An 18,890-nucleotide genomic window follows, 5' to 3' on the forward strand; every position below is an offset into this window, starting at 1 on the left:
TTTCATGGCTCCTTCAAAAAACAAACCTGAACCGCCTGATGAATTTCGATCAACTCGTTTCCGCTCTTCCCGAGAAAGCCGTCCGTTCCATCGACGGCCTGCCGTTCCCGCATCTCGGGTCCGGCAAGGTCCGGGAGATTTTTGACCTCGGCGAAAATCTCCTCATCGTCGCCACCGACCGCCTGTCAGCCTTCGACGTGATTTTACCGAACGGGGTACCGGGCAAAGGGATCATCCTCACCCAGATGAGCCGGTTTTGGTTCGAGAAAACCCAAGGGGTCATCTCCAACCATCTCCTGCCCGATCAAGACAAGGTGTTGAGCAAAGAGCTCGGACTGAACGACGACCTGCGGCTGCGGAGCATGGCGGTGCGAAAACTCCGCCCCTTGCCGGTCGAATGCGTGGTCCGGGGTTATCTCGCGGGCAGCGGCTGGAGCTCCTACCGCAAAACCGGCGAAATCTGCGGACACCGTCTCCCGGCGGGTCTGGAAGAAGCCGGACAGCTGCCAAGTCCGATTTTCACTCCGACCACCAAGGCAACCGCCGGTCACGACGAACCGATCGACGAAGCCGAATGCGCCCGCCTGCTCGGATCGGAGTTGTTCGACCAAGTGAAGACGGTCAGCCTGAAGCTTTACGAGACCGGACACGAATTGAGTCGGAAGGCCGGGATCATTCTGGCCGACACCAAATTCGAGTTCGGCCTCGACGACAATGGCCGTCTTTACGTCATCGACGAAGTGTTGACTCCCGATTCCTCGCGTTATTGGCCGGCCGAAGGCTTTCGGCCGGGCCGGGCGCAGCCGAGTTTCGACAAACAATACGTCCGCGATTTTCTCCTCGGATGCGGTTGGGACCAAACCCCGCCCGGACCGGAACTCCCGGCGGAGGTCCTCGAAGGAACCCGCCAGCGTTATTTGGATGCGTTCAGGATGCTCGTCCGGGACGCTCGCTCATAGCCCGATCCAACGACTCGAGAATCTCGGTCCGACGCTGTTGGAACATAAAGCGGTCGCTGCTGATGTGGCGTTTCGCGTCTTCCAGCAGCGCCATCGATGGCTTCCTCATTTCAAGCAACCGCTGGAGATTCGGCACGATTTCCCGGTTGTTGCCCTGCTCCAGATCGAGGCGGATCAAACGGGTGAGCGCCTCCTGGTTGAGCGGCTGGGTCTGGTGAATGTGTTGCAAAATCTGCCGGGCCCGGGCGAACTCCCCGACCTCGACCAATCGTTCGGAGAGAGTGGTCAAATCGACCATCGAGGTATTCCGCTGAGACAGAATGTCGGTGATCAGTGCCTCGCCCCGCTCCACTTCCCCGACCCCGAAATGTGCCACCGCCTGCAGGGGCTTCAACCGGCTCTGTTGCAACGGAGTCCAATCAGCGACGTTTTCGGCGATCGATTGGAAAAAGTCGAGCGCCTCCCGGTGATCTCCCGCCGCCACCTGGGCCTCGATCAAGAAAAGCGTCGGCCAGGCAAGCGAATGCCCCTGCCTCCGGGAATGGTCCAAAACCCGTTCGGCTAACCTCGGTTTGCCATTGCGAGCGGCAAATTGGGCCAACGCCTGCATCGCTTCCTCTTCCATCCCGAACAAACGGAAGAAATTTTCGATCTCGGACTCCACCCGCGCCGCGGCGCCCCGTTTGTCGTGAATATACAAAAGCCGGACCTTCGGTTGATAAGAGAGCGGATCGGCGATGTAGCGGCCCATGGCCACCTGCTCGGCCCGGCTGTGGCGACCGCTCGACCACAGATATTCAATCAAATAATCGACCACCTGCGCCTCCTGCGGGCCCGGGTTGGTCATGATCAGCTCCAACCGTTCGATCGCCTTCTCGGGCAACCCGACCTCCCAATCGATCCGGGCTTGCAACAACATCCCGGTCCGGGATTGCAACAAATCGAACGCCTCGATAATCTGCTCGGCGCGGTCGTAATTGCCCCGGTTGAAATTCGCCGTCGCCGACGCCACCGCCAGCACGAGGTTGCGCTCGGTCGGCTCAGTGCTGCCGGCCAACAAGCGATCGGCCAACTCCTCAACGGTGGCATCGTCATGGTTGGCGAACAAAAGACTGATCAACATACCGAGGTACTCGGTGTCGTCCCCATGTTGCTCGGCCCGGTCCTTCAGCAAAGTGATCCCGAGTTCCGGCCGTCCGATGCCGCTGTAAATCTGAGCCAAAAGTAACCGACCCTCCTTGTTCTCCGGCGACTGCTGCACTCCGACCCGGAGCAAATGGAGAACCCCGTCCCAATCGCCCGCCTCCAGTTTCTCCTGGGCCTGGTTGATGTAGTAATCGCCTCGCGCGGTCCGGTAATGATCCCAACGGTGGGGGAAAAAGATGTCGACATAGCGGACCTCCGGGAAGTCGCGGGCGTGTTTGACGAAGAAATAACCGGCGGTCGCGACCGAGACCCAACCCATGACGATCAAGGAAACGAACAGAAGGGCGACCCGGTGCCAAATGAATTGGAACTGGATGGTCGACTCCCGTCCGTCGCGGTTGAGCCGCTTCTTGCCATCCTTCGCCCGCACCTTTTTAGCGAAACCGAGACGGATGATGTAACCCTTGAGGAGTTGGACAGGCGAAAGCCTGCGACGGGGAGTGGTGGCGGTGTTTAAACGGCGATTCATCGAAAAATTCAGGAAATTTGGTCGCTGCCCGGATCCAGCCAACGGCTGAAAAGAGCAATGAGATTTATCCCAAACCCGGGACATTTCAACCAAAAGAGAAAGCAAAAACCGCCCAAGGTTCGGAATAAAAGCTCAAAAACACGAAAACCGCCCTCGCCCGCCCGAACTCGCTGTAAATCGAGACAAGAGGAAACCCCGCGCGATTCCGACACCGCGAAGCCGCCCTCCCCTCCCGAAAGCAGCGACCTGCGTCGCCACCTGACGGTCCGGATAGCGGCACGGTTTCAGCAAAGCCAAGGCGGCATTGGCCACATAAACCGCTAAAAATCTTCGTTCCACCGGGAAAGAGGCGAGGATTTGGGGGATGTCTTAAGTTTTGGAAATCCTCGAAAAATCGCCTTGACGAGGCGTTAAACTTTGACTCAATCTGGCCTATTCCCAATCGACGAGCTGATCCCCGCCACGAAGGCAACGGAGAAGCCCGAACCGGAACTGTTTAACCGACTTCACCCCTAGCCCCCAACCTCCCTGATCCAATGAAGCTTTTACCATTTGTGGCTCTTTTCCTTATGATGCATTCGTCAGCTTGGGCCCAGCAGATCCTGCCAGCAGATCCCGCGGCACCCGGTGGGACTGGAGCCGATCTCCAGGAAAACGAATATTTTTCCCGGGAGGCGGTGGAGGCTCTGCTCGAGAAATTAGGACACCAAACGCCCCAGCAGTACCTGCCGAAAATCCGCACGACAGCCGATTCCCAAACACGCCCGACGCCCGGACAGGTTCATCCATGGCTACTGGATGACGAGCAATTCAAGGCAATGGTCCTCCAAGACGAGATTTCCCGGCTCGAATACTCCCTCTGGGCGCGAGATTATACGAGACGGGCGTTCGATGTGCATCACTTGGGGACGCTGGTCATTTACGGTCTGGTGTTGCTCCTCGTTCTCAGCGGATTGGTATTGGCGTGGATCCAATTCCTCCGGCCCGAGCCCCCGGTTCGCCCGGGAACCGTGGCGCCGAACCAGGCCAACACCATTAAGATCGGACGCGATGGTTTGGAGATCAGCTCCCATATCCTCGGCCTATTGATCTTGGTAATCTCCCTGGGCTTCTTCTTCCTGTTTCTACAATACGTCTACCCTCTGAAAACCTCCGACGGCGCCCGCTTGAGCACTCCGGTCCAGAGGTCGGAAACTCCTCCTGCGGGCCGGATGGAATGATCCGTCGCAGGTCGATTGCCGTGATGAGGCAAAGAAGCCTTTCGAGCGTTCGGAAGACCTCCGATTGTCGGATGGCTGCCGGGCGCGCGGCCATCACTGAGCGTTCGAAAGCGGTGCGGGGACGGACCGCACTTGCTCCAAAGTGCTTCGCGCGAAAATAAACAACGAGGTTTCATAAATAACGCCTGGGTTGTGGCATGGCCACTGCCCGAAGCCGGGACGGCCTCGCCACTTTGGGGGAGTTTTTCTTAATGCCCTTACGGCTTGACAGGGAAACCGCCGATCCTAATGTTCTTTCCTTTTTCATCATCTCAGCGAGGTAAATAGACAATGCAACCAACATACAGACCTTCCAAATTGAAGCGCGCCCGCAAGTTCGGTTTCCGCGCCCGCATGGCCACCCGGGGCGGCCGCGCCATCATCAACGCCCGCCGCCGCAAAGGTCGCAAGCGTCTTTCCGCTTCCGTCTGACCGGGGGCGCGAACTCCCGCCTTCATGGGCTCATGCGCTTCACCTCCCGCCAGCGCTTGCGCCGTACGGCAGAATACGAGGCGGTGCGAAAGGACGGCCGCGGAATTGACTGCGGCTCGTTTCTTTTCAACATCCTGCTTAAACCGGGCGGCGAGGCGCCCCTTCGTCGCGTGGGCGTGATCGCTTCCAGAAGAACCGGCCACGCCGTCCTTCGCAACCGAGCCAAACGCCGGTTGCGCGAACTTTTCCGGATCCACCAGGACCAGCTGCCGCCGCAGTGCGACGTGGTCCTGATCGCCCGCCGCTCCCTCCCCCACGAAGCTTTCGCCAAAACGGAGGAACGGTTTCTCAAGGCCTGCCGCCGGGTGAGCGGATGGTCCCAATCTTCCGCCAAATGAGCGCGCCGTCCCTCTTCTTCCACCGGGTGATCCGGTTGCCGGCATCGGGAGCGGTCCTCCTGATCCGGTTTTACCAGCTGGTCCTTTCGCCGATGAAGGTGGCGATTTTCGGTCCGGGCGGGGCCTGCCGGTTTCATCCGACTTGCTCCGAATACGGGATCGAAACAATCCGCCGCCATGGTTTGCTTTTGGGTCTCGGCCGCACAACATGGCGGATTTTGAAGTGCCATCCGTTCCATCCGGGGGGATACGATCCCGTTCCTCCCCGGCGGTGCTCCCACGGAACGGCTCCCGACTCCGCCGCGCGCGGCGACCACCGTCAGTTTTCTCCTTTTTCCCACTAGATAGATCGTAATGGACAAAAAAAACACAGTGATCGGGGTTTTGCTGCTGATGGCGGCTTTTACCCTCATGGTCTTTCAGCAACAGCCGCAACCGGTTGTTGAGCCGCCGGAAGCGCCCGACGCCCCGGAGGCTACCCGTCCGGCCCCCGCCGAACAGCAGCCGCGCACCGCCGCCCCGGCCACCCCGGCTCTGCCGGAGGCCACCGAGCCGGATCCGGAGATCGAAGAGGAGATCGTCCGGCTGGAGAACGAATATTTCATCGTCGAGTTCACCAACATCGGCGGCGCGATCCATCGGGTGAAACTGAAGGATTACGCGCTGACCAAGGGGAGCGAGGAGCGCTACGTCCTGAACGATCCGGCCACCTTGCCGGCGCTCAGCCTCGATGGACTGCCGGGGGCAGACGCCAACGCCGGTTACCGGTTGGTGAGCCACAGCGACACCGAAGTCGTTTTCGCCGTATCGATCGGCGGGAATCTGGAGGTTGTCCGTCGTTACGGCATCCAGACCGGCGCGGGCCGCCGCGATCCGGGCGCCTACCTGATCACCCACTCCACCGCTTTCCGCAACCTCACCGACGACCAATACATCCCGCTGAACCAGTTCGGCGTCCATCTCGGCACCGCGATTCCGACCGGCCGCCAGATGATCGGGATGGAGCACCTCAATTTCAATTACCACGACGGCAACCGGTTCCGCCACCTCGCCCCCCGGAAATTCCGCGGCGGCGGCTTCCTCGCCTGGATCGGAATGGCTTCCGGCGAACCGAAGGAATTCATCCAGGAACAACGTCCGGTGGTCTGGGGCTCGGTCAAGAACCAGTTTTTCACCAACATCTTCACCCCCGACCAGCGCGCCGTCGGTTTCATCGCCCAACCGGTCGATCTGCCCGGCGAGGAAGGCCAGCGCCGTCCGTTGCAGGGAATGACCGGCAACCTCCTTTTCGATCTCCGCGGGATCGACCCGAACGCCACCCAGGAATTGACCGGCAGTTTCTACGCCGGACCGAAGGAATTCCGCCGGTTGGAGGCGATGGGGCAGGAGCAGGACCGGGTCATGCAGTTCGGCTGGCGACCGATCGCCTTCATCAGCAAGCTCTTGCTCAGCATGATGGTCGGGATCCACGGCTGGGTGCCGAACTTCGGCCTCGCGATCATTTTTGTCACCATCATCATTAAAACCATCCTTTGGCCGCTGACCGCAACCGCCGCCCGTTCCTCGAAACGGATGGCGAAAATCCAGCAGCCGATGAAGGAGTTGCGGGAGAAATACAAGGACGACCCGCGGAAGATGCAGATGGAGACGATGAAGCTCTTCCGGGAAAACAAGGTGAACCCGGTCGGCGGCTGTCTGCCGATGTTGGTCCAGATCCCGATCTTCTTCGCCCTCTTCCGGATGATCATGAGCGCCTCGGAACTCCGGTTCGCCGAGTTCCTCTGGGTCACCGACCTCTCCGCGCCCGACACGATCGGTCATGTTTTCGGCCTGCCGATCAACATCCTGCCGGTGTTCATGGGAATCACCATGTATTACCAGATGCGGATGATGCCGATGGCGATGGACAGCACCCAGCAGAAGATCTTCCGCCTGATGCCGTTCATTTTCTTCATCTTCTGTTACAGCTTCTCCTCGGGACTGGTCCTTTACTGGACGGTTCAGAATTTGCTCACCATCTTGCAGCAATACCTGACCAACCGTAAGTTCGACGACGATTCTCCGGCCGTCGCCACCGCCAACGGGGCCGACGACCGGCCGGTTTCTCCTTACCTGAACAAAGGAAAAGGCAAAGCGGCGCGGGCGAAGGCGGCGAAGGAAAAGAAGAAAAAGTAAATCGCTCCGCTCCCGGCCGCCGGACCGCGGGGGAACGTGCGGGATTGATTCCCGCCCGGCTTTCCCTACAGTATCGGTTTTTGCGCCGGGAACCGGCAAACCTACCAAACGAAAGAACCGACCATGGCTGGACATAGTAAATGGGCTACGACCAAACGGCACAAAGCCGCCGTTGACGCGAAACGCGGCAAGCTTTTCAGCAACATCAGCAAGGAAATCACCATCGCCGCCAAAGAGGGCGGAGGCGCCCCCGACATGAATCCCCGCCTGCGCACCGCCTTGTTGAAGGCGAAAGGCGCGAACATGCCGAGCGACAACATCGATCGGGCCATCAAGAAGGGCACCGGCGAACTCCCCGGCGTCAGTTACGAGGAAATCGTTTACGAAGGATACGGGCCGGGCGGCGTGGCGCTCATCATCGAAACCACCACCGACAACAAAAACCGCTCCGCCTCCGAGGTCCGGAGCACCTTGTCGAAAAACGGCGGCAACCTCGCCGGCACCGGCGCGGTCGCCTTCCAATTCACCCATGTCGGCCAATTCCTCATCGCCCGGGAGAAAATTTCCGAAGAGGAACTGATGGAGGTCACCCTCGAAGCCGGCGCCGAGGACATCAAATCGGAATCCGACCATTACGAAGTGCTCTGCCCAATCTCTTCGTTTTATTCGGTCAGCCAGGCGTTGGAAAAGAAAAACGTCGAGCCCGACTCGGCCGAACTCGCCTACGTCCCGACCAACACCGTGCCGGTGAGCGATCCGGAGACCGCCAAACAGGTGCTGCGGTTGATCGACATCCTCGAAGAACTTGACGACGTGAACAACGTGCATTCCAACTTCGAAATGGAGGACGGGTTGCTCGAAGCGGTCGAAGCCGAGGGCTGAGGAGACGCCGGGACAACCGGTCCGCCCTCCGGGTTCCCGGTCGAATTCCGATGAACGACGCCTCCAGCACATGTTTCCAGACCGGCTCCGGGGAAGTGGGGCTGGTCGAATACAAGGATTTCGTCTGCGACGAACCGTTCCGGTTCGAATGCGGCCGGAGCATTCCGTCGTTTCAACTCCGCTACGAAACCTACGGTCGTCTTAACAAGACCCGGACCAACGCCATCCTGATCTGCCACGCCCTCAGCGGCGACCACCATTGCGCCGGCATCCATTCGCTCGACGACCGGAAACCGGGTTGGTGGAACAACATGATCGGTCCCGGCAAGGCGATCGACACCAACCGCTACTTCGTCGTTTGCTCCAATTGCCTCGGCGGTTGCCAGGGCTCCACCGGTCCGTCGTCGATCAATCCGGCCACCGGCAAACCGTACAACCTCGATTTCCCGTTCGTCACCATCCGCGACATGGTGCTGGCCCAGAAACGCCTGCTCGACCATCTCGAACTGCCCGAACTCTACGCGGTGGTCGGCGGATCGATGGGCGGAATGCAGGTCCTGCAATGGGCGGTGGAGTTTCCCGGTTTCGTCAAACGGATCCTCCCGATGGCGACCACCGCCCGGCAAGGTCCCCAAACCATCGCCTTCAACGAGGTCGGCCGTCGGGCGATCATGCAGGATCCCGAATGGCGCGGAGGCGATTACCAGGATGGTGAGGGTCCGCGGGTCGGACTGAGCATCGCCCGGATGATGGCCCACATCACCTATCTCTCCGACAAAGGGATGGACCGCAAATTCGGCCGTCGCCGCCGCAAAGGGAGCGAGAACGATTTCAGCCTCGATGTCGCCTTCGAAGTGGAAGGTTACCTTCGCTATCAGGGACAAAGCTTCATCAACCGCTTCGACGCCAACACCTACCTTTATTTCACCCGCGCCCTCGATTATTTCGATCTCGGCGACCAAACCGATTCGCTCGAGGAGGCGTTCCATCCGGTCCAGGCCCGGACGCTGGTGGTTGGTTTCACCTCCGATTGGCTCTTCCCGCCCGAGCAAAACCGCGAGATCGTCCATGCGATGCTCAAGGCCGGCAAATACGCCAGCTACGCCGAGGTCGCGATGGATTTCGGCCACGATTCCTTTTTGGTCGATTCGCCGTTTCTCTACGATCTGGTGCGGGCCTTCTTGAAACAAGATTTCTCATGAGCGACGCGGAAACGATTGCATCTCCGGAAACCGACGAAGAACGCCGCGATCTCCCGCGGCGGACCACCGAGAAACGTTCGGTCGACATGCAGATTATCAGTGAATGGGTGGAGCCGCGAAGCCGGGTGCTCGACCTGGGTTGCGGCCGTGGCATCCTGCTCGAATACCTGACCCGGAAAAAATCGGTTTTCGGAGTCGGGGTCGACATCGACGCCCGCAAAGTCCTCGGTTGCATTCGCCGCGGCGTGAACGCCTATCATGGCGACCTGCTGGAATTGATGCGGCAATTTCCCGACAATTTCTTCGACCGCACCATCTGCTCCCGCACCCTCCAGGAGTTGAACAACCCCGCCGCCACCGTCCTGGAAGCGCTGCGGGTCTCCCGCTTCGTCACGGTCGGATTCATCAACTACGCGTATTGGAAAAACCGATTCAGCCTGTTGAAAACCGGCAGCCGGATCCGCAACGAAGTGTATCCGCAGGAGTGGTACCAAGCTCGCACCACCCACCCGGTTTCGGTGGCCGAGTTCGAACATTTCTGTCTGGTCCAGAACATCCGTATCGTCCGCAAAGTCTATCTCCGCGGCGACTGGAAAACCCGCTGCCGCTATATGCCCAACCTCCTCTGCGGTCACGCCGTTTACGACCTGCAGAAAGATTAGGAGCGACGCGTCGGACGACGATGCCCATCCGGCGAAAGCCGGGATGCTACGGATTGCTCGATAAGTAGTGGGGTTGGCTCCGCCGCCCCATTTTGTGGCGTTCGGCCGACGCCGACGCTACATCCCGTCCGGATCCCGGGCCCCAGCCGGGAGCTTTGTGCTTTAGCCGAAGACCGTCGGCCACGGAGATCGTCCGCAAACTCCGCCTATCCAACGACGGCGGCTGAAGCGCGCCGCTCCTAAATCCGGCACGCAACATCGGAAAGCATTCACCTCACCCGCACCGGCCGACGTCAAACTTCAAGCCGACGGTCCCGGCCGCTGCTGTCGGGCGGCAAAGCCAACCCGACCACGGCTAGGTTAACGCTACGTCCCGTCCGGCTTCGGAGGCCCAGCCCGGAGCTTCGTGCTTTAGCCGAAGACCGTCGGCCACGGAGATCGTCCGCAAACTCCGCCTATCCAGCGACGGCGGCTGAAGCGCGCCGCTCCTAAATCCGGCACGCAACATCGGAAAGCATTCACCTCACCCGCACCGGCCGACGCCAAACTTCAAGCCGACGGTCCCGGCCGCTGCTGTCGGGCGGCAGAGCCAACCCGACCACGGCTAGGTTAACGCTACGTCCCGTCCGGCTTCGGAGGCCCCGCCGGGAGCTTCGTGCTTTAGCCGAAGACCGTCGGCCACGCGGGTCGTCCGCAAACTTCGCCCGTCCAACGACGGCGGCTGAAGCGCGCCGCTCCTTCAGTCGACTCGGTGAGTAGTGGGATTGGCTCCGCCGCACCATTTTCTGCGACGGCTGAAATCAAACTTCAAGCCGACGGTCCCGGCCGCTCCTGTCGGGCGGCGAAGCCAACCCGACTACGGCCGGACCTCCTCGCCACCATGAACCATCACTCTTCGTCCGCGTTCTCCTTGGACGGCGATTCCTTCGACTTCAATGCCGTCAATTGCTTTTCCAAGGCCGCCTTGTTCGCCGCCAACACCGGTTGATTTACCTTCGCCAGCAGTGTCTCCGCTTCTTCGATACGTCCGCGTTTGATCGCGATGTTCGCCCGGTGGAGGGTCACGGTTTCTCTTTCCACCGCCGAGGTCGCTTGGCGCTCGACGCGATCCCAGGCTTCCAAGGCTTGGTCCCATCGCGGTTCTTCCAAATCATAGAACGCCTCGGCGAAGCGGTAGGCGAAAGCCGGCTCTCCCGGGGCCAATGACGCGGCCCGGCCGAATGCTTCCAACATCGTTTTGTCCAGAACCGTCCGGGTGAAAATGTTTTCGTCCAGGAAACCGTCCCGAAATTCGTGCAGGAGTTCGCCGAGTTGATAGTGATAGACCGGCTCGCCCGGTTCCAACTCGGTCGCGGCCAGATAATATGGAAGCGCCTCGGCGAACCGTTCTTCTTCCACCAGAAAGTTGCCCAACTGATTTTTCACGAGCGGTATGTTCGGGTCCAACCGGTTCGCTTGCATGTACAATGCCCGGGCCGCGCGGTCCTCCCCCACCCGTTCCAGCAGGCGCGCATAGGCCACGTAACCGACCGCGAAATCGGGATTCGCCTGAATGAACCCGTCGTAGCGGTGGATCAACCGCTGGAAACGGCGCTCCAGGATTTCGGTGTCGTGAGTCCCGTCCGGCCGCTCCGCCGCGCGCAAAATCCGTTGCTCCTCCTCGACCATCTGCCGAAGCTGACGCTCGGCCATGTTTTCCTGTCCGACCACCACAACCGGCGACAGCCATACCCACCCCATCAAAACGAGGACCCAACTTTGGAATTTCATCTTTTCATGCCTTCGTGTTAATTCGTCGGTGGTTTGTCACCAGCGAAATGGACCAATCGACCAATTTTTTTGAAATTTTCCCTTCGTGCGGGATAGTAAGGCCCCAATGACTCGAAAACGCAAACAAGGTTCCAGCCTGAAACGTCTCATTTCCTTGCCTCGCCGGATGGTTACAGGATTTCTCGTCGGCTGGGGTTACGCCTTCCGCAACAACGACGGCCCCACCCTCGATGAAGAGAAGCCCCACCATGGCGAAAACGGTTTCCGCAATCTCCATCCCCATGCCCGTCACAATTTCCGCGACTTCTTCCGCTGGCAATTCCGCCTGGGCGAAAAAGACCCGGTGGTCGTCAGCAAACGCGAACTTCCCCGCCGCTACGTCCCGCGCCGAGCGCGACCGAATGTCGAAGCGGTCCGCAACCCCGATCCGGATGTGCTCCAAATCACCTGGATCGGCCACACCACCTTCCTGATCCAAGCCGCCGGACTCAACATCCTGACCGACCCGATTTTCAGCAAACGGTGTTCGCCGGTCCGTTTCGCCGGTCCCCGCCGCAAAGCCGAACCCGGCCTCCACCCTTCCCAACTTCCACCGATCGACGCGGTGGTGATCAGCCACGACCATTACGACCACCTCGACAAACATTCGATCCGGCTCCTCGGCGACGTTCCCCGTTATTTCGTTCCCCTCGGACTCTCCCGCTGGTTTGAGAAACGAGGGCTTTCGAATTTTGAGGAAAAGGATTGGGGCGAAACCGCCAGTTTTGGGCCAATGACCTTGTATTGCCTTCCGGCCCAGCATTTCTCCGGACGGACCTTGTTCGACCGCAACAAGACTCTCTGGTGCAGTTGGATGCTCCAGATCGCCGACAAGCGGGTTTATTTCCTCGGCGACACCGGTTACGCCCCTTTCTTTAAAGACGCCGGCGAGTCGTTCGGTCCGATCGATTGCGCCTTGATCCCAATCGGCGCCTATCGGCCGCGCTGGTACATGCATCCGGTCCATGTCGACGTCGAGGAAGCGGTCCAGATCCACAAGGACATCCGCTCCCGCTTCTCGATCGCTTCCCATTGGGGCACCTTCGCTCTCGCCGACGAACCGGCTCACGAACCGCCCCTGTATTTGGATAAAGTGATGGCGAAGGAAGGCCTCCCCCCCGACACCTTCCGCGCCGTCCACTTCGGCGAAACCGTGCGCCTGGTGCCGACGGAGGTCGAGTCCTAGTAGGTGACACGGACATTCCTGTCTGTGGAGAAAGACAGGCAGGAATGCCTGTGCCACAGCAGCACGTGACACGGACATTCCTGTCTGTGGGAAGAAACAGGCAGGAATGCCTGTCCCACGGATATTCCACTGATACCGCCCGCTCGGAAATTGGCTTGGCGTTTTATTTAGAACGGGCTATCCTATCTTGATGAAAAAAATCAGCTTACTGGTTCTTCCCTTGATCGCTTTCACCGGTTGCGACGTCAATACCAGCGGCAACAACAACGGTGGCGGCGGCGCCCGCCAGGCGGCCGAAGAGGCCGCTACTGCTCCTTCCCGTTACGTCGGAGCCAACATCCAGGCCCGCAATCAAGCTCAAGTGACCTCCGCGTTGAGCACCGTCAACAACGCGATTCGTATGTACAACGTTTCCGAAGGACAAAACCCTTCGAGCTTGAGCGACCTGACCCAGAAGGGATACTTGGCCCAGTTGCCGGATCTCCCGAGCGGTGTCTCTTACAACTACAACTCCCGAACCGGGGAAGTCACCGTCACCGGCTACTGATACTCTTTCCCGTCCGCCACCGCAACGGCGCGCGCACTTACCGACACCGCTATCCGTTCCACACGGTCTCCATGTACCAAGTAACCTTCAGCGAACAGGCGATGCACGAGTTGAGCAAACTCGGCACCCGCGAGCAAATGCAGTTGATCGAACCGGTCAGCAATCTTACCGCGACCGATCTCGCCAATCCCCGCGAACCGATCGGTCGTTTCAATCGGGGCAACAAGGTCTTCTACCGGCTCCGTTGCGGCGAGTTCCGGGTCTACTTCGAAGTCACCGACGCCGAAACCCTCTATTGCGAATATATCCTCCACAAGAACAGCCTGACCGATTTCGTCTTCCGGACGAAACTTCCGGTGTCGGAAGAGCAACTTCTGGAGCAACACCACTCCTTCTGGAAATATCTCGAAAGCCTGAAACGCTGATCCGCGAGGACCAAACCAACCCGCCGCCTCTCCCCGCCACCCCGCGGCCGGCGGATTTTCCACCGATCTCCTTCCTTCACCGCTTCCCCCACCATCCTTTCCCATGTCGAACCACGACCTAAAGAAAGACATCTTCGAAAGCACCCGGGCCAGCCGGATCTACGTCCTGCCCAACCTGATGACGGCCGGAAATCTGTTTTGCGGGTTCGTCGCGGTGATCAAGTGCATCCAGGCCCACATCGCCACCCAGACCGGCCAGGACGCGCTCTCGATGGAGCTCTACACTCACGCCGTCCTCTTCATCCTGGCGGCGGTCATCTTCGACGCCCTCGACGGAGCCCTCGCCCGGATTGGCGGCCGGGAGTCGTTGTTCGGCAAGGAATTCGATTCGCTCGCCGACGTGGTCTCCTTCGGGATCGCCCCGGCCTTGATGGTGTTTTTCCTCATTCTCTCTCCGACCGAACAATATCCCTACTTCCTCTGGATCGGTTGGTTCATCGGGTTCATCTACCTGCTTTGCGCGGCGATCCGTCTCGCCCGCTTCAACGTGCTGACGCATCCCGCCGTTTACACGGTCAAACAAACCGACATCGGCAAGGACTTCATCGGACTGCCGGTTCCGGCCGCCGCCGGGTCGATCACCAGCCTGGTCTTCTTCCTCAACACCTACGATCTCCAGCGTTGGGCGATCCTGCTGCCGCTGCTGATGCTGTTGATCGCCTACCTGATGGTGAGCGTCATTCGCTACCCGAGCCTCAAGGGCGTCAATTGGAAGGCCCGGATCCGTTTCCGCTCCTTCATCCTGCTCTTGATCGCCGCCGGACTTCTCTGGCGTTTCTGGGGCGTCGGACTGGCGATCGTATTCCATGGATACATCTTCTACGGAATCTTCCGCCATATCCAAAAAGTGAACCGCCGGACCAAGCGCCTGATGGAGCTCCGGGAACAGCGTCCAAACCTTGTGAAAAACGCCCGGAAAAACAGCGAATAAAATGGGGAATAAAACCGGCTTGGGAAAAAGTCAGGGATTTCCCTAGGTTATTGGATGGTTTTTCACACCATTCAAACCATCGGGGAATCCCCTAGAATCTCGGGTTCCGCCTAGTTGTTTCACTTCTCCCCATACCATAATAATAAGAATACTCTTTTTAAAATAATCTTCTATTCTTAATGGATTGTCAGCAGTCTCGAAATTTCCCTAACTAGTATCTCCATGAAGTTCAAAATCAACCGCGACCATTTCAGCAGCGGCCTGCAGCAGGTTCTTAACGTGGTCAGCCCTCGGGCGACCATGCCGATCCTGGGCAACGTTCTCATCGAAGCCGAAGACGACCGCATTTTTCTGACCACCACGAATCTCGATCTCGGGATCCGGTGCTCGATCAAGGCGCAGGTTTCGGAGAGCGGCGCGGTCACCCTCCCGGTCCGGCGTCTGGCCACCATCGTCCGCGAACTTCCGAACACCGACGTTTCCGTCGAAACCGCCGAAGACCACAACACCAAGGTTGCTTCCGGCGGATCCACCTTCCGCATCATGGGGATCGGCAAGGAGGAGTTTCCCCCGCTGCCGACGTTCAGCAAAGACCGCACCTTCGTCATCGACCAGGACCAGTTGGCGACCATGCTCCGCAGCGTCTCCTACGCCCAGTCTTCCGACGAAGCCCGCTACATCCTCAACGGGGTCTATTTCAATTTCGACGACGGCAAACTCTCCCTCGTGGCCACCGACGGCCGTCGTCTCGCCTTGATCAGCAAGGAACTCGAGTTCCCGCCGGAACAAAGTGGCAAGATCATCATCCCGGCCAAGACCGCCGGGGAATTGCTCCGTCTGCTGGATCTCGGACGGCAGGTCACCATTTCCTTCAGCGACCGGCAGGTCGCGTTCGACATCGAAACCAATGACGAAGCGGGCGGGATGACCGGTAGCGTCAACCTGATTTCCAAGATCGTCGAAGGGAATTATCCGAATTACCAACAAGTTATTCCCAAAGAAACCCACCAGAGGATCAAGCTCGAACGGGAACTCCTCCTCCAGTGCGTCCACCGCGCCGCCTTGGTTTCGAGCGACAAGAGCAACACCGTCCGCCTGAAGGTTTCGCCCAATCTTCTCGAAATCACCGCCTCCAGCCCCGACTTCGGGGAAGCCCACGAATCGATGGCTATTTCGTATGAGGGCCCGGAAATCGAGGTCGCTTTCAACCCGTATTTCCTGATGGATCCGCTCAAGGCGTTGACCAAGGACGACGTTTATTTCGAGTTGAAGGACGAGCTCAGCCCGGGGGTGTTCAAGTCGCTCGAAAGCTTCATCTGCGTGATCATGCCGCTCCGGTTGAACTGACGCCGTTTTTGCGGCAAGTTTTTCACAGGATTTTCCGGTTGGCCGTTTTTCCTCGAAACCGGCCGATCTTTCCCCCATGCAAGGAGGGAGGATGATGGACACCCAGCCGTCAATTTTGATCAATATCGTGGTGGCGTTGGCCATCGCATCGGTGGCGCTCGCCTACGGCAACAACCGTTGGGGCCTTCCCCAGGTTGGCATCCTCAATCGTTGGCTCCGCTGGTTTGTCTTCGCCTTCGGTTTGGCCCTGGTCGCCCGGGAACTTGGCTGGACGGAACGGCCCTTCTGGGTGCTTTCGCTTAGCGCCTTCCTTCTCTGGTTTCTCGGAGAAACGATGGTCAACTGGATGGCGATCGGAGCGCTCAGCCAAAGTTCGATTCCGCTGTTTCCCCGGTTTTCCGACAATTCTCACACCCAGGAATGGCCGGCCCAGAAGAAGTTCCTCAGCCTGCGCGACTGGTTGCGCAACGAAGGCTTTAATCAGGTCCAATCACTGAAATCGGATCTTGGAATGGGCCTGGTGATTCGGAGCATCGTGTTCCAAAGCCAGGATCAGTTGACTCGTTTGCAGGTGATTTTCGTTCCCCAACGCTCGGGGACAGTGAACGAGTGTTTCAGTTTTCACTCGATGACCGACGACGGCCTTCGAGTAATCACCGACAACCTTTACATTCCGTTCGGTGGTTTTTATCCGGAAAATTGGCGGGTAGTCCGCAAGACCCTGATTCGCAACGTGGCCCGGCTCCACCGTCTCCATCTTCGGCGGATCGAGCGGGAAGGTCTTCGGTTGGAAGCGTGGGATTCGGATCCGTTGGAAGATCTCAACGGTCAACAAGCGGTCCTCGAACGCCTCAATACCGACCTCGGGTTTCTTTATCCTCAACACATGCGCGACGAACACGGGAAAATGACCTCCGAAGGCCGTTATCGCGTCTGGAAGGAAGTCTGGTTCCTCAACTACTTCGGCAAATCGACCTCCGCCTGAAGACTTTGGTTTTTTGTGTCACGCATCAGGTGGAACAGGCATTCCTGCCTGTTTTTTATTACAGACAAGAATGTCCGTGTCACGTTTGCCTCTCTTCCGCAAAACCCGAAATTTCTTTGTCGCCAGCGATCGTCTATTTCCGCTAGAACTTTGCCTTTGCAGTTCCGACCAACGGACTGCGGGTTCACAATCAAACCCACCGAAACTATGGCAGAGAAGCAATCAGACATCGGACTCATTGGATTGGCCGTTATGGGGCAGAATCTGGCCCTCAACGTGGCCGACCATGGCTTTCAAATCTCGGTTTACAACCGAACGACCTCCACCATGGAGAAGTTCGTGGAGAAAAACCCCGATACCCCGGGCGGCTTGGTCGGTTGCGCCACGCTGGAAGAGTTCGTCTCCTCGCTGGCCCGTCCCCGCCGGGTGATCATTCTGGTGAAAGCCGGTCGGCCGACCGACGCTGTCATCGAGAGCCTCCTGCCGCTCCTCGAGAAGGACGATATCATCATCGACGGCGGCAACGCCCATTGGCTCGACACCATCCGCCGCGAGAAGGAATTGAAGGAAAAGGGTTTCCGTTTCGTCGGATCCGGCGTGTCCGGCGGCGAGGAAGGGGCCCGTTTCGGTCCTTCCCTCATGCCGGGCGGCGATGCGGGAGCCTGGAAAGAGATCGAACCGATCTGGAAAGCTATCGCCGCCAAGGTCGACGGCAAGACCGGCCGTCCGCTCGAAGGAGCCGAACCGGGCAAACCGGTCGAAGGCGGGGTGCCCTGCACCGCCCACATCGGTCCCGACGGCGCCGGCCACTACGTGAAGATGGTCCATAACGGCATCGAATACGGCGACATGCAGATGATCTGCGAAGCCTACGAGCTGATGAAGGACGTTCTCGGTATGAGCGCCGACGAAATGGGCGAGGTGTTCGCCGACTGGAACAAAGGGGCCCTCGACTCCTTCCTGATCGAGATCACCGCCGACATCCTCAAACAAAAGGACCCGGCCACTGGAAAGCCGTTCGTCGACATCGTCCTCGACACCGCCGGACAAAAGGGAACCGGCAAATGGACCTCCGTCAGCGCCCTCGACCTCGGTTGCCCGGCCCCGACCATCGCGGAAGCGGTCTTCGCCCGGTTGATCAGCGCGGTCAAGGACGAGCGGGTCGCCGCCTCCAAGATCCTCCCCCGTCCGAAGAAAGCCTACGACGGCGACCGGGCGGAGTTCATCGAAGCGGTCCGTGACGCGCTCTATTGTTCCAAGATCTGTTCGTATGCCCAAGGTTTCCAGCTGATGCGGGCCGCCCAGGAGGAATACAACTGGAAGCTGAATTTCGGTGAAATCGCCCAGATCTTCCGCGGCGGTTGCATCATCCGTGCCGTTTTCCTGCAAAAGATCACCGAAGCCTACGAACGCGATCCGAACCTCGCCAACCTCCTGCTTGACCCGTATTTCCGCGAAACCGTGGAAAAAGCGGAGAGCAACTGGCGCAAAGTGATCGCCACCGGTGCTTCCCATGGCGTTGCGATTCCGACCTTTTACTCGTCGCTCGCATACTTCGACGCTTATCGGTCGGAACGTCTTCCCGCCAACCTCCTCCAGGCCCAGCGCGACTACTTCGGCGCCCACACCTACGAGCGAGTCGACCAACCGCGCGGCAAGTTCTATCACATCGATTGGCCCGCCAAGGACCGTCCGCAAATCGAGTCCTGAAGCGGAAAACCGTCGAGTTGGACGTTTCCATCAAACGACCGCGGTCTAACCGGCCGCGGTCGTTTTTTTTCGCTTAATCGAGCCGACCTTCTTCTGACGCCGAAGGCGGACGGCAGGATGCCATCCCTCCCAGTGACGGGCATGCGCCGCTCGCCGTAGTCGGGTTGGCTCCGCCGCCCGACAGCAGCGGCCCAAACCGTCCGCACTAATGATGTCCAGCGTCGAACCAGGCTCCAGAGCCCCGGG

At 59.2% G+C, this 18,890-nt stretch carries 18 protein-coding genes; 16 read left to right on the forward strand and 2 right to left on the reverse strand.

Translation table 11 applies throughout. From position 1 onward, the window contains the following. Positions 1–38 precede the first annotated feature (38 nt). Entirely contained in the window at positions 39–959 is a 921-nt protein-coding gene (locus ACWUI2_RS05310; RefSeq protein ID WP_486981822.1) for a phosphoribosylaminoimidazolesuccinocarboxamide synthase, read from the forward strand. Here the strand turns inward: ACWUI2_RS05310 and ACWUI2_RS05315 are convergent. Then, positions 928–2,634, reverse strand: a complete 1,707-nt coding sequence (locus ACWUI2_RS05315) for a tetratricopeptide repeat protein (RefSeq protein WP_486981823.1) — start codon at positions 2,632–2,634, stop codon at positions 928–930. The genes ACWUI2_RS05310 and ACWUI2_RS05315 overlap by 32 nt on opposite strands. 569 nt (positions 2,635–3,203) lie before the next feature. Between ACWUI2_RS05315 and ACWUI2_RS05320 the strand changes: the two genes are divergently transcribed. The 8 genes from ACWUI2_RS05320 to ACWUI2_RS05355 all read left to right on the forward strand — a co-directional run bounded on the left by ACWUI2_RS05320 (position 3,204) and on the right by ACWUI2_RS05355 (position 9,644). Continuing rightward, positions 3,204–3,854, forward strand: a complete 651-nt coding sequence (locus ACWUI2_RS05320; protein WP_486981824.1) for a hypothetical protein — start codon at positions 3,204–3,206, stop codon at positions 3,852–3,854. 330 nt (positions 3,855–4,184) lie between these two features. Next, on the forward strand, positions 4,185–4,325 hold the full coding sequence (gene rpmH, locus ACWUI2_RS05325; RefSeq protein ID WP_486981825.1) for a 50S ribosomal protein L34: 141 nt from the start codon (positions 4,185–4,187) through the stop codon (positions 4,323–4,325). A 32-nt stretch (positions 4,326–4,357) separates the two neighbouring features. Continuing rightward, positions 4,358–4,723 carry a ribonuclease P protein component gene (gene rnpA / locus ACWUI2_RS05330; protein WP_486981826.1) on the forward strand — a complete coding sequence of 122 codons (366 nt, stop codon included), beginning with the start codon at positions 4,358–4,360 and terminating at the stop codon, positions 4,721–4,723. Beyond that, a complete protein-coding gene (gene yidD / locus ACWUI2_RS05335; protein WP_486981827.1) occupies positions 4,720–5,067 on the forward strand; it encodes a membrane protein insertion efficiency factor YidD in 348 nt (115 codons plus the stop codon). Before rnpA ends, yidD begins: the two co-directional genes overlap by 4 nt. 10 nt (positions 5,068–5,077) lie before the next feature. Continuing rightward, positions 5,078–6,898, forward strand: coding sequence for a membrane protein insertase YidC (gene yidC, locus ACWUI2_RS05340; RefSeq protein WP_486981828.1), 1,821 nt, complete (start codon positions 5,078–5,080; stop codon positions 6,896–6,898). Between the two features lie 123 nt (positions 6,899–7,021). Then, on the forward strand, positions 7,022–7,780 hold the full coding sequence (locus tag ACWUI2_RS05345; protein ID WP_486981829.1) for a YebC/PmpR family DNA-binding transcriptional regulator: 759 nt from the start codon (positions 7,022–7,024) through the stop codon (positions 7,778–7,780). Between the two features lie 50 nt (positions 7,781–7,830). Further along, on the forward strand, positions 7,831–8,982 hold the full coding sequence (gene metX, locus ACWUI2_RS05350; RefSeq protein ID WP_486981830.1) for a homoserine O-acetyltransferase MetX: 1,152 nt from the start codon (positions 7,831–7,833) through the stop codon (positions 8,980–8,982). Continuing rightward, positions 8,979–9,644, forward strand: coding sequence for a methionine biosynthesis protein MetW (locus ACWUI2_RS05355; protein WP_486981831.1), 666 nt, complete (start codon positions 8,979–8,981; stop codon positions 9,642–9,644). Before metX ends, ACWUI2_RS05355 begins: the two co-directional genes overlap by 4 nt. 888 nt (positions 9,645–10,532) lie before the next feature. On the opposite strand, the gene ACWUI2_RS05360 is transcribed toward ACWUI2_RS05355, so the two are convergent. Beyond that, positions 10,533–11,414: a hypothetical protein gene (locus ACWUI2_RS05360; RefSeq protein ID WP_486981832.1), complete on the reverse strand. Its 882-nt coding sequence runs from the start codon at positions 11,412–11,414 to the stop codon at positions 10,533–10,535. A 166-nt stretch (positions 11,415–11,580) separates the two neighbouring features. Between ACWUI2_RS05360 and ACWUI2_RS05365 the strand changes: the two genes are divergently transcribed. The 7 genes from ACWUI2_RS05365 (at position 11,581) to gndA (ending at position 18,644) form a co-directional block, all read left to right on the forward strand. Beyond that, positions 11,581–12,639 (forward strand): MBL fold metallo-hydrolase, encoded by a 1,059-nt coding sequence (locus ACWUI2_RS05365; RefSeq protein WP_486981833.1) that lies wholly within the window; start codon positions 11,581–11,583, stop codon positions 12,637–12,639. A gap of 190 nt (positions 12,640–12,829) precedes the next feature. Then, on the forward strand, positions 12,830–13,186 hold the full coding sequence (locus ACWUI2_RS05370; protein WP_486981834.1) for a hypothetical protein: 357 nt from the start codon (positions 12,830–12,832) through the stop codon (positions 13,184–13,186). 71 nt (positions 13,187–13,257) lie between these two features. Next, positions 13,258–13,611: a type II toxin-antitoxin system RelE family toxin gene (locus tag ACWUI2_RS05375; protein WP_486981835.1), complete on the forward strand. Its 354-nt coding sequence runs from the start codon at positions 13,258–13,260 to the stop codon at positions 13,609–13,611. 103 nt (positions 13,612–13,714) lie between these two features. Beyond that, on the forward strand, positions 13,715–14,602 hold the full coding sequence (gene pssA / locus ACWUI2_RS05380; RefSeq protein WP_486981836.1) for a CDP-diacylglycerol--serine O-phosphatidyltransferase: 888 nt from the start codon (positions 13,715–13,717) through the stop codon (positions 14,600–14,602). Positions 14,603–14,824: 222 nt separating this feature from the next. Continuing rightward, the gene (dnaN, locus tag ACWUI2_RS05385; RefSeq protein WP_486981837.1) at positions 14,825–15,949 is read left to right on the forward strand and encodes a DNA polymerase III subunit beta; all 1,125 of its coding nucleotides are present in this window, start codon (positions 14,825–14,827) and stop codon (positions 15,947–15,949) included. Positions 15,950–16,025: 76 nt separating this feature from the next. Further along, positions 16,026–16,934 (forward strand): hypothetical protein, encoded by a 909-nt coding sequence (locus ACWUI2_RS05390; protein ID WP_486981838.1) that lies wholly within the window; start codon positions 16,026–16,028, stop codon positions 16,932–16,934. Positions 16,935–17,141: 207 nt separating this feature from the next. Further along, positions 17,142–18,644, forward strand: a complete 1,503-nt coding sequence (gene gndA, locus ACWUI2_RS05395) for an NADP-dependent phosphogluconate dehydrogenase (RefSeq protein WP_486981839.1) — start codon at positions 17,142–17,144, stop codon at positions 18,642–18,644. Positions 18,645–18,890 lie beyond the last annotated feature (246 nt).

It is taken from the genome of Verruconatronum alginivorum, from assembly GCF_056590205.1.

Bases quoted from the DNA above. Each gene is read 5' to 3' on its own strand.
- ACWUI2_RS05310 (WP_486981822.1), top strand. From the start codon at position 39: ATGAATTTCGATCAACTCGTTTCCGCTCTTCCCGAGAAAGCCGTCCGT.
- ACWUI2_RS05315 (WP_486981823.1), bottom strand. From the start codon at position 2,634: ATGAATCGCCGTTTAAACACCGCCACCACTCCCCGTCGCAGGCTTTCG.
- ACWUI2_RS05320 (WP_486981824.1), top strand. From the start codon at position 3,204: ATGATGCATTCGTCAGCTTGGGCCCAGCAGATCCTGCCAGCAGATCCC.
- rpmH (WP_486981825.1), top strand. From the start codon at position 4,185: ATGCAACCAACATACAGACCTTCCAAATTGAAGCGCGCCCGCAAGTTC.
- rnpA (WP_486981826.1), top strand. From the start codon at position 4,358: ATGCGCTTCACCTCCCGCCAGCGCTTGCGCCGTACGGCAGAATACGAG.
- yidD (WP_486981827.1), top strand. From the start codon at position 4,720: ATGAGCGCGCCGTCCCTCTTCTTCCACCGGGTGATCCGGTTGCCGGCA.
- yidC (WP_486981828.1), top strand. From the start codon at position 5,078: ATGGACAAAAAAAACACAGTGATCGGGGTTTTGCTGCTGATGGCGGCT.
- ACWUI2_RS05345 (WP_486981829.1), top strand. From the start codon at position 7,022: ATGGCTGGACATAGTAAATGGGCTACGACCAAACGGCACAAAGCCGCC.
- metX (WP_486981830.1), top strand. From the start codon at position 7,831: ATGAACGACGCCTCCAGCACATGTTTCCAGACCGGCTCCGGGGAAGTG.
- ACWUI2_RS05355 (WP_486981831.1), top strand. From the start codon at position 8,979: ATGAGCGACGCGGAAACGATTGCATCTCCGGAAACCGACGAAGAACGC.
- ACWUI2_RS05360 (WP_486981832.1), bottom strand. From the start codon at position 11,414: ATGAAATTCCAAAGTTGGGTCCTCGTTTTGATGGGGTGGGTATGGCTG.
- ACWUI2_RS05365 (WP_486981833.1), top strand. From the start codon at position 11,581: ATGGTTACAGGATTTCTCGTCGGCTGGGGTTACGCCTTCCGCAACAAC.
- ACWUI2_RS05370 (WP_486981834.1), top strand. From the start codon at position 12,830: ATGAAAAAAATCAGCTTACTGGTTCTTCCCTTGATCGCTTTCACCGGT.
- ACWUI2_RS05375 (WP_486981835.1), top strand. From the start codon at position 13,258: ATGTACCAAGTAACCTTCAGCGAACAGGCGATGCACGAGTTGAGCAAA.
- pssA (WP_486981836.1), top strand. From the start codon at position 13,715: ATGTCGAACCACGACCTAAAGAAAGACATCTTCGAAAGCACCCGGGCC.
- dnaN (WP_486981837.1), top strand. From the start codon at position 14,825: ATGAAGTTCAAAATCAACCGCGACCATTTCAGCAGCGGCCTGCAGCAG.
- ACWUI2_RS05390 (WP_486981838.1), top strand. From the start codon at position 16,026: ATGCAAGGAGGGAGGATGATGGACACCCAGCCGTCAATTTTGATCAAT.
- gndA (WP_486981839.1), top strand. From the start codon at position 17,142: ATGGCAGAGAAGCAATCAGACATCGGACTCATTGGATTGGCCGTTATG.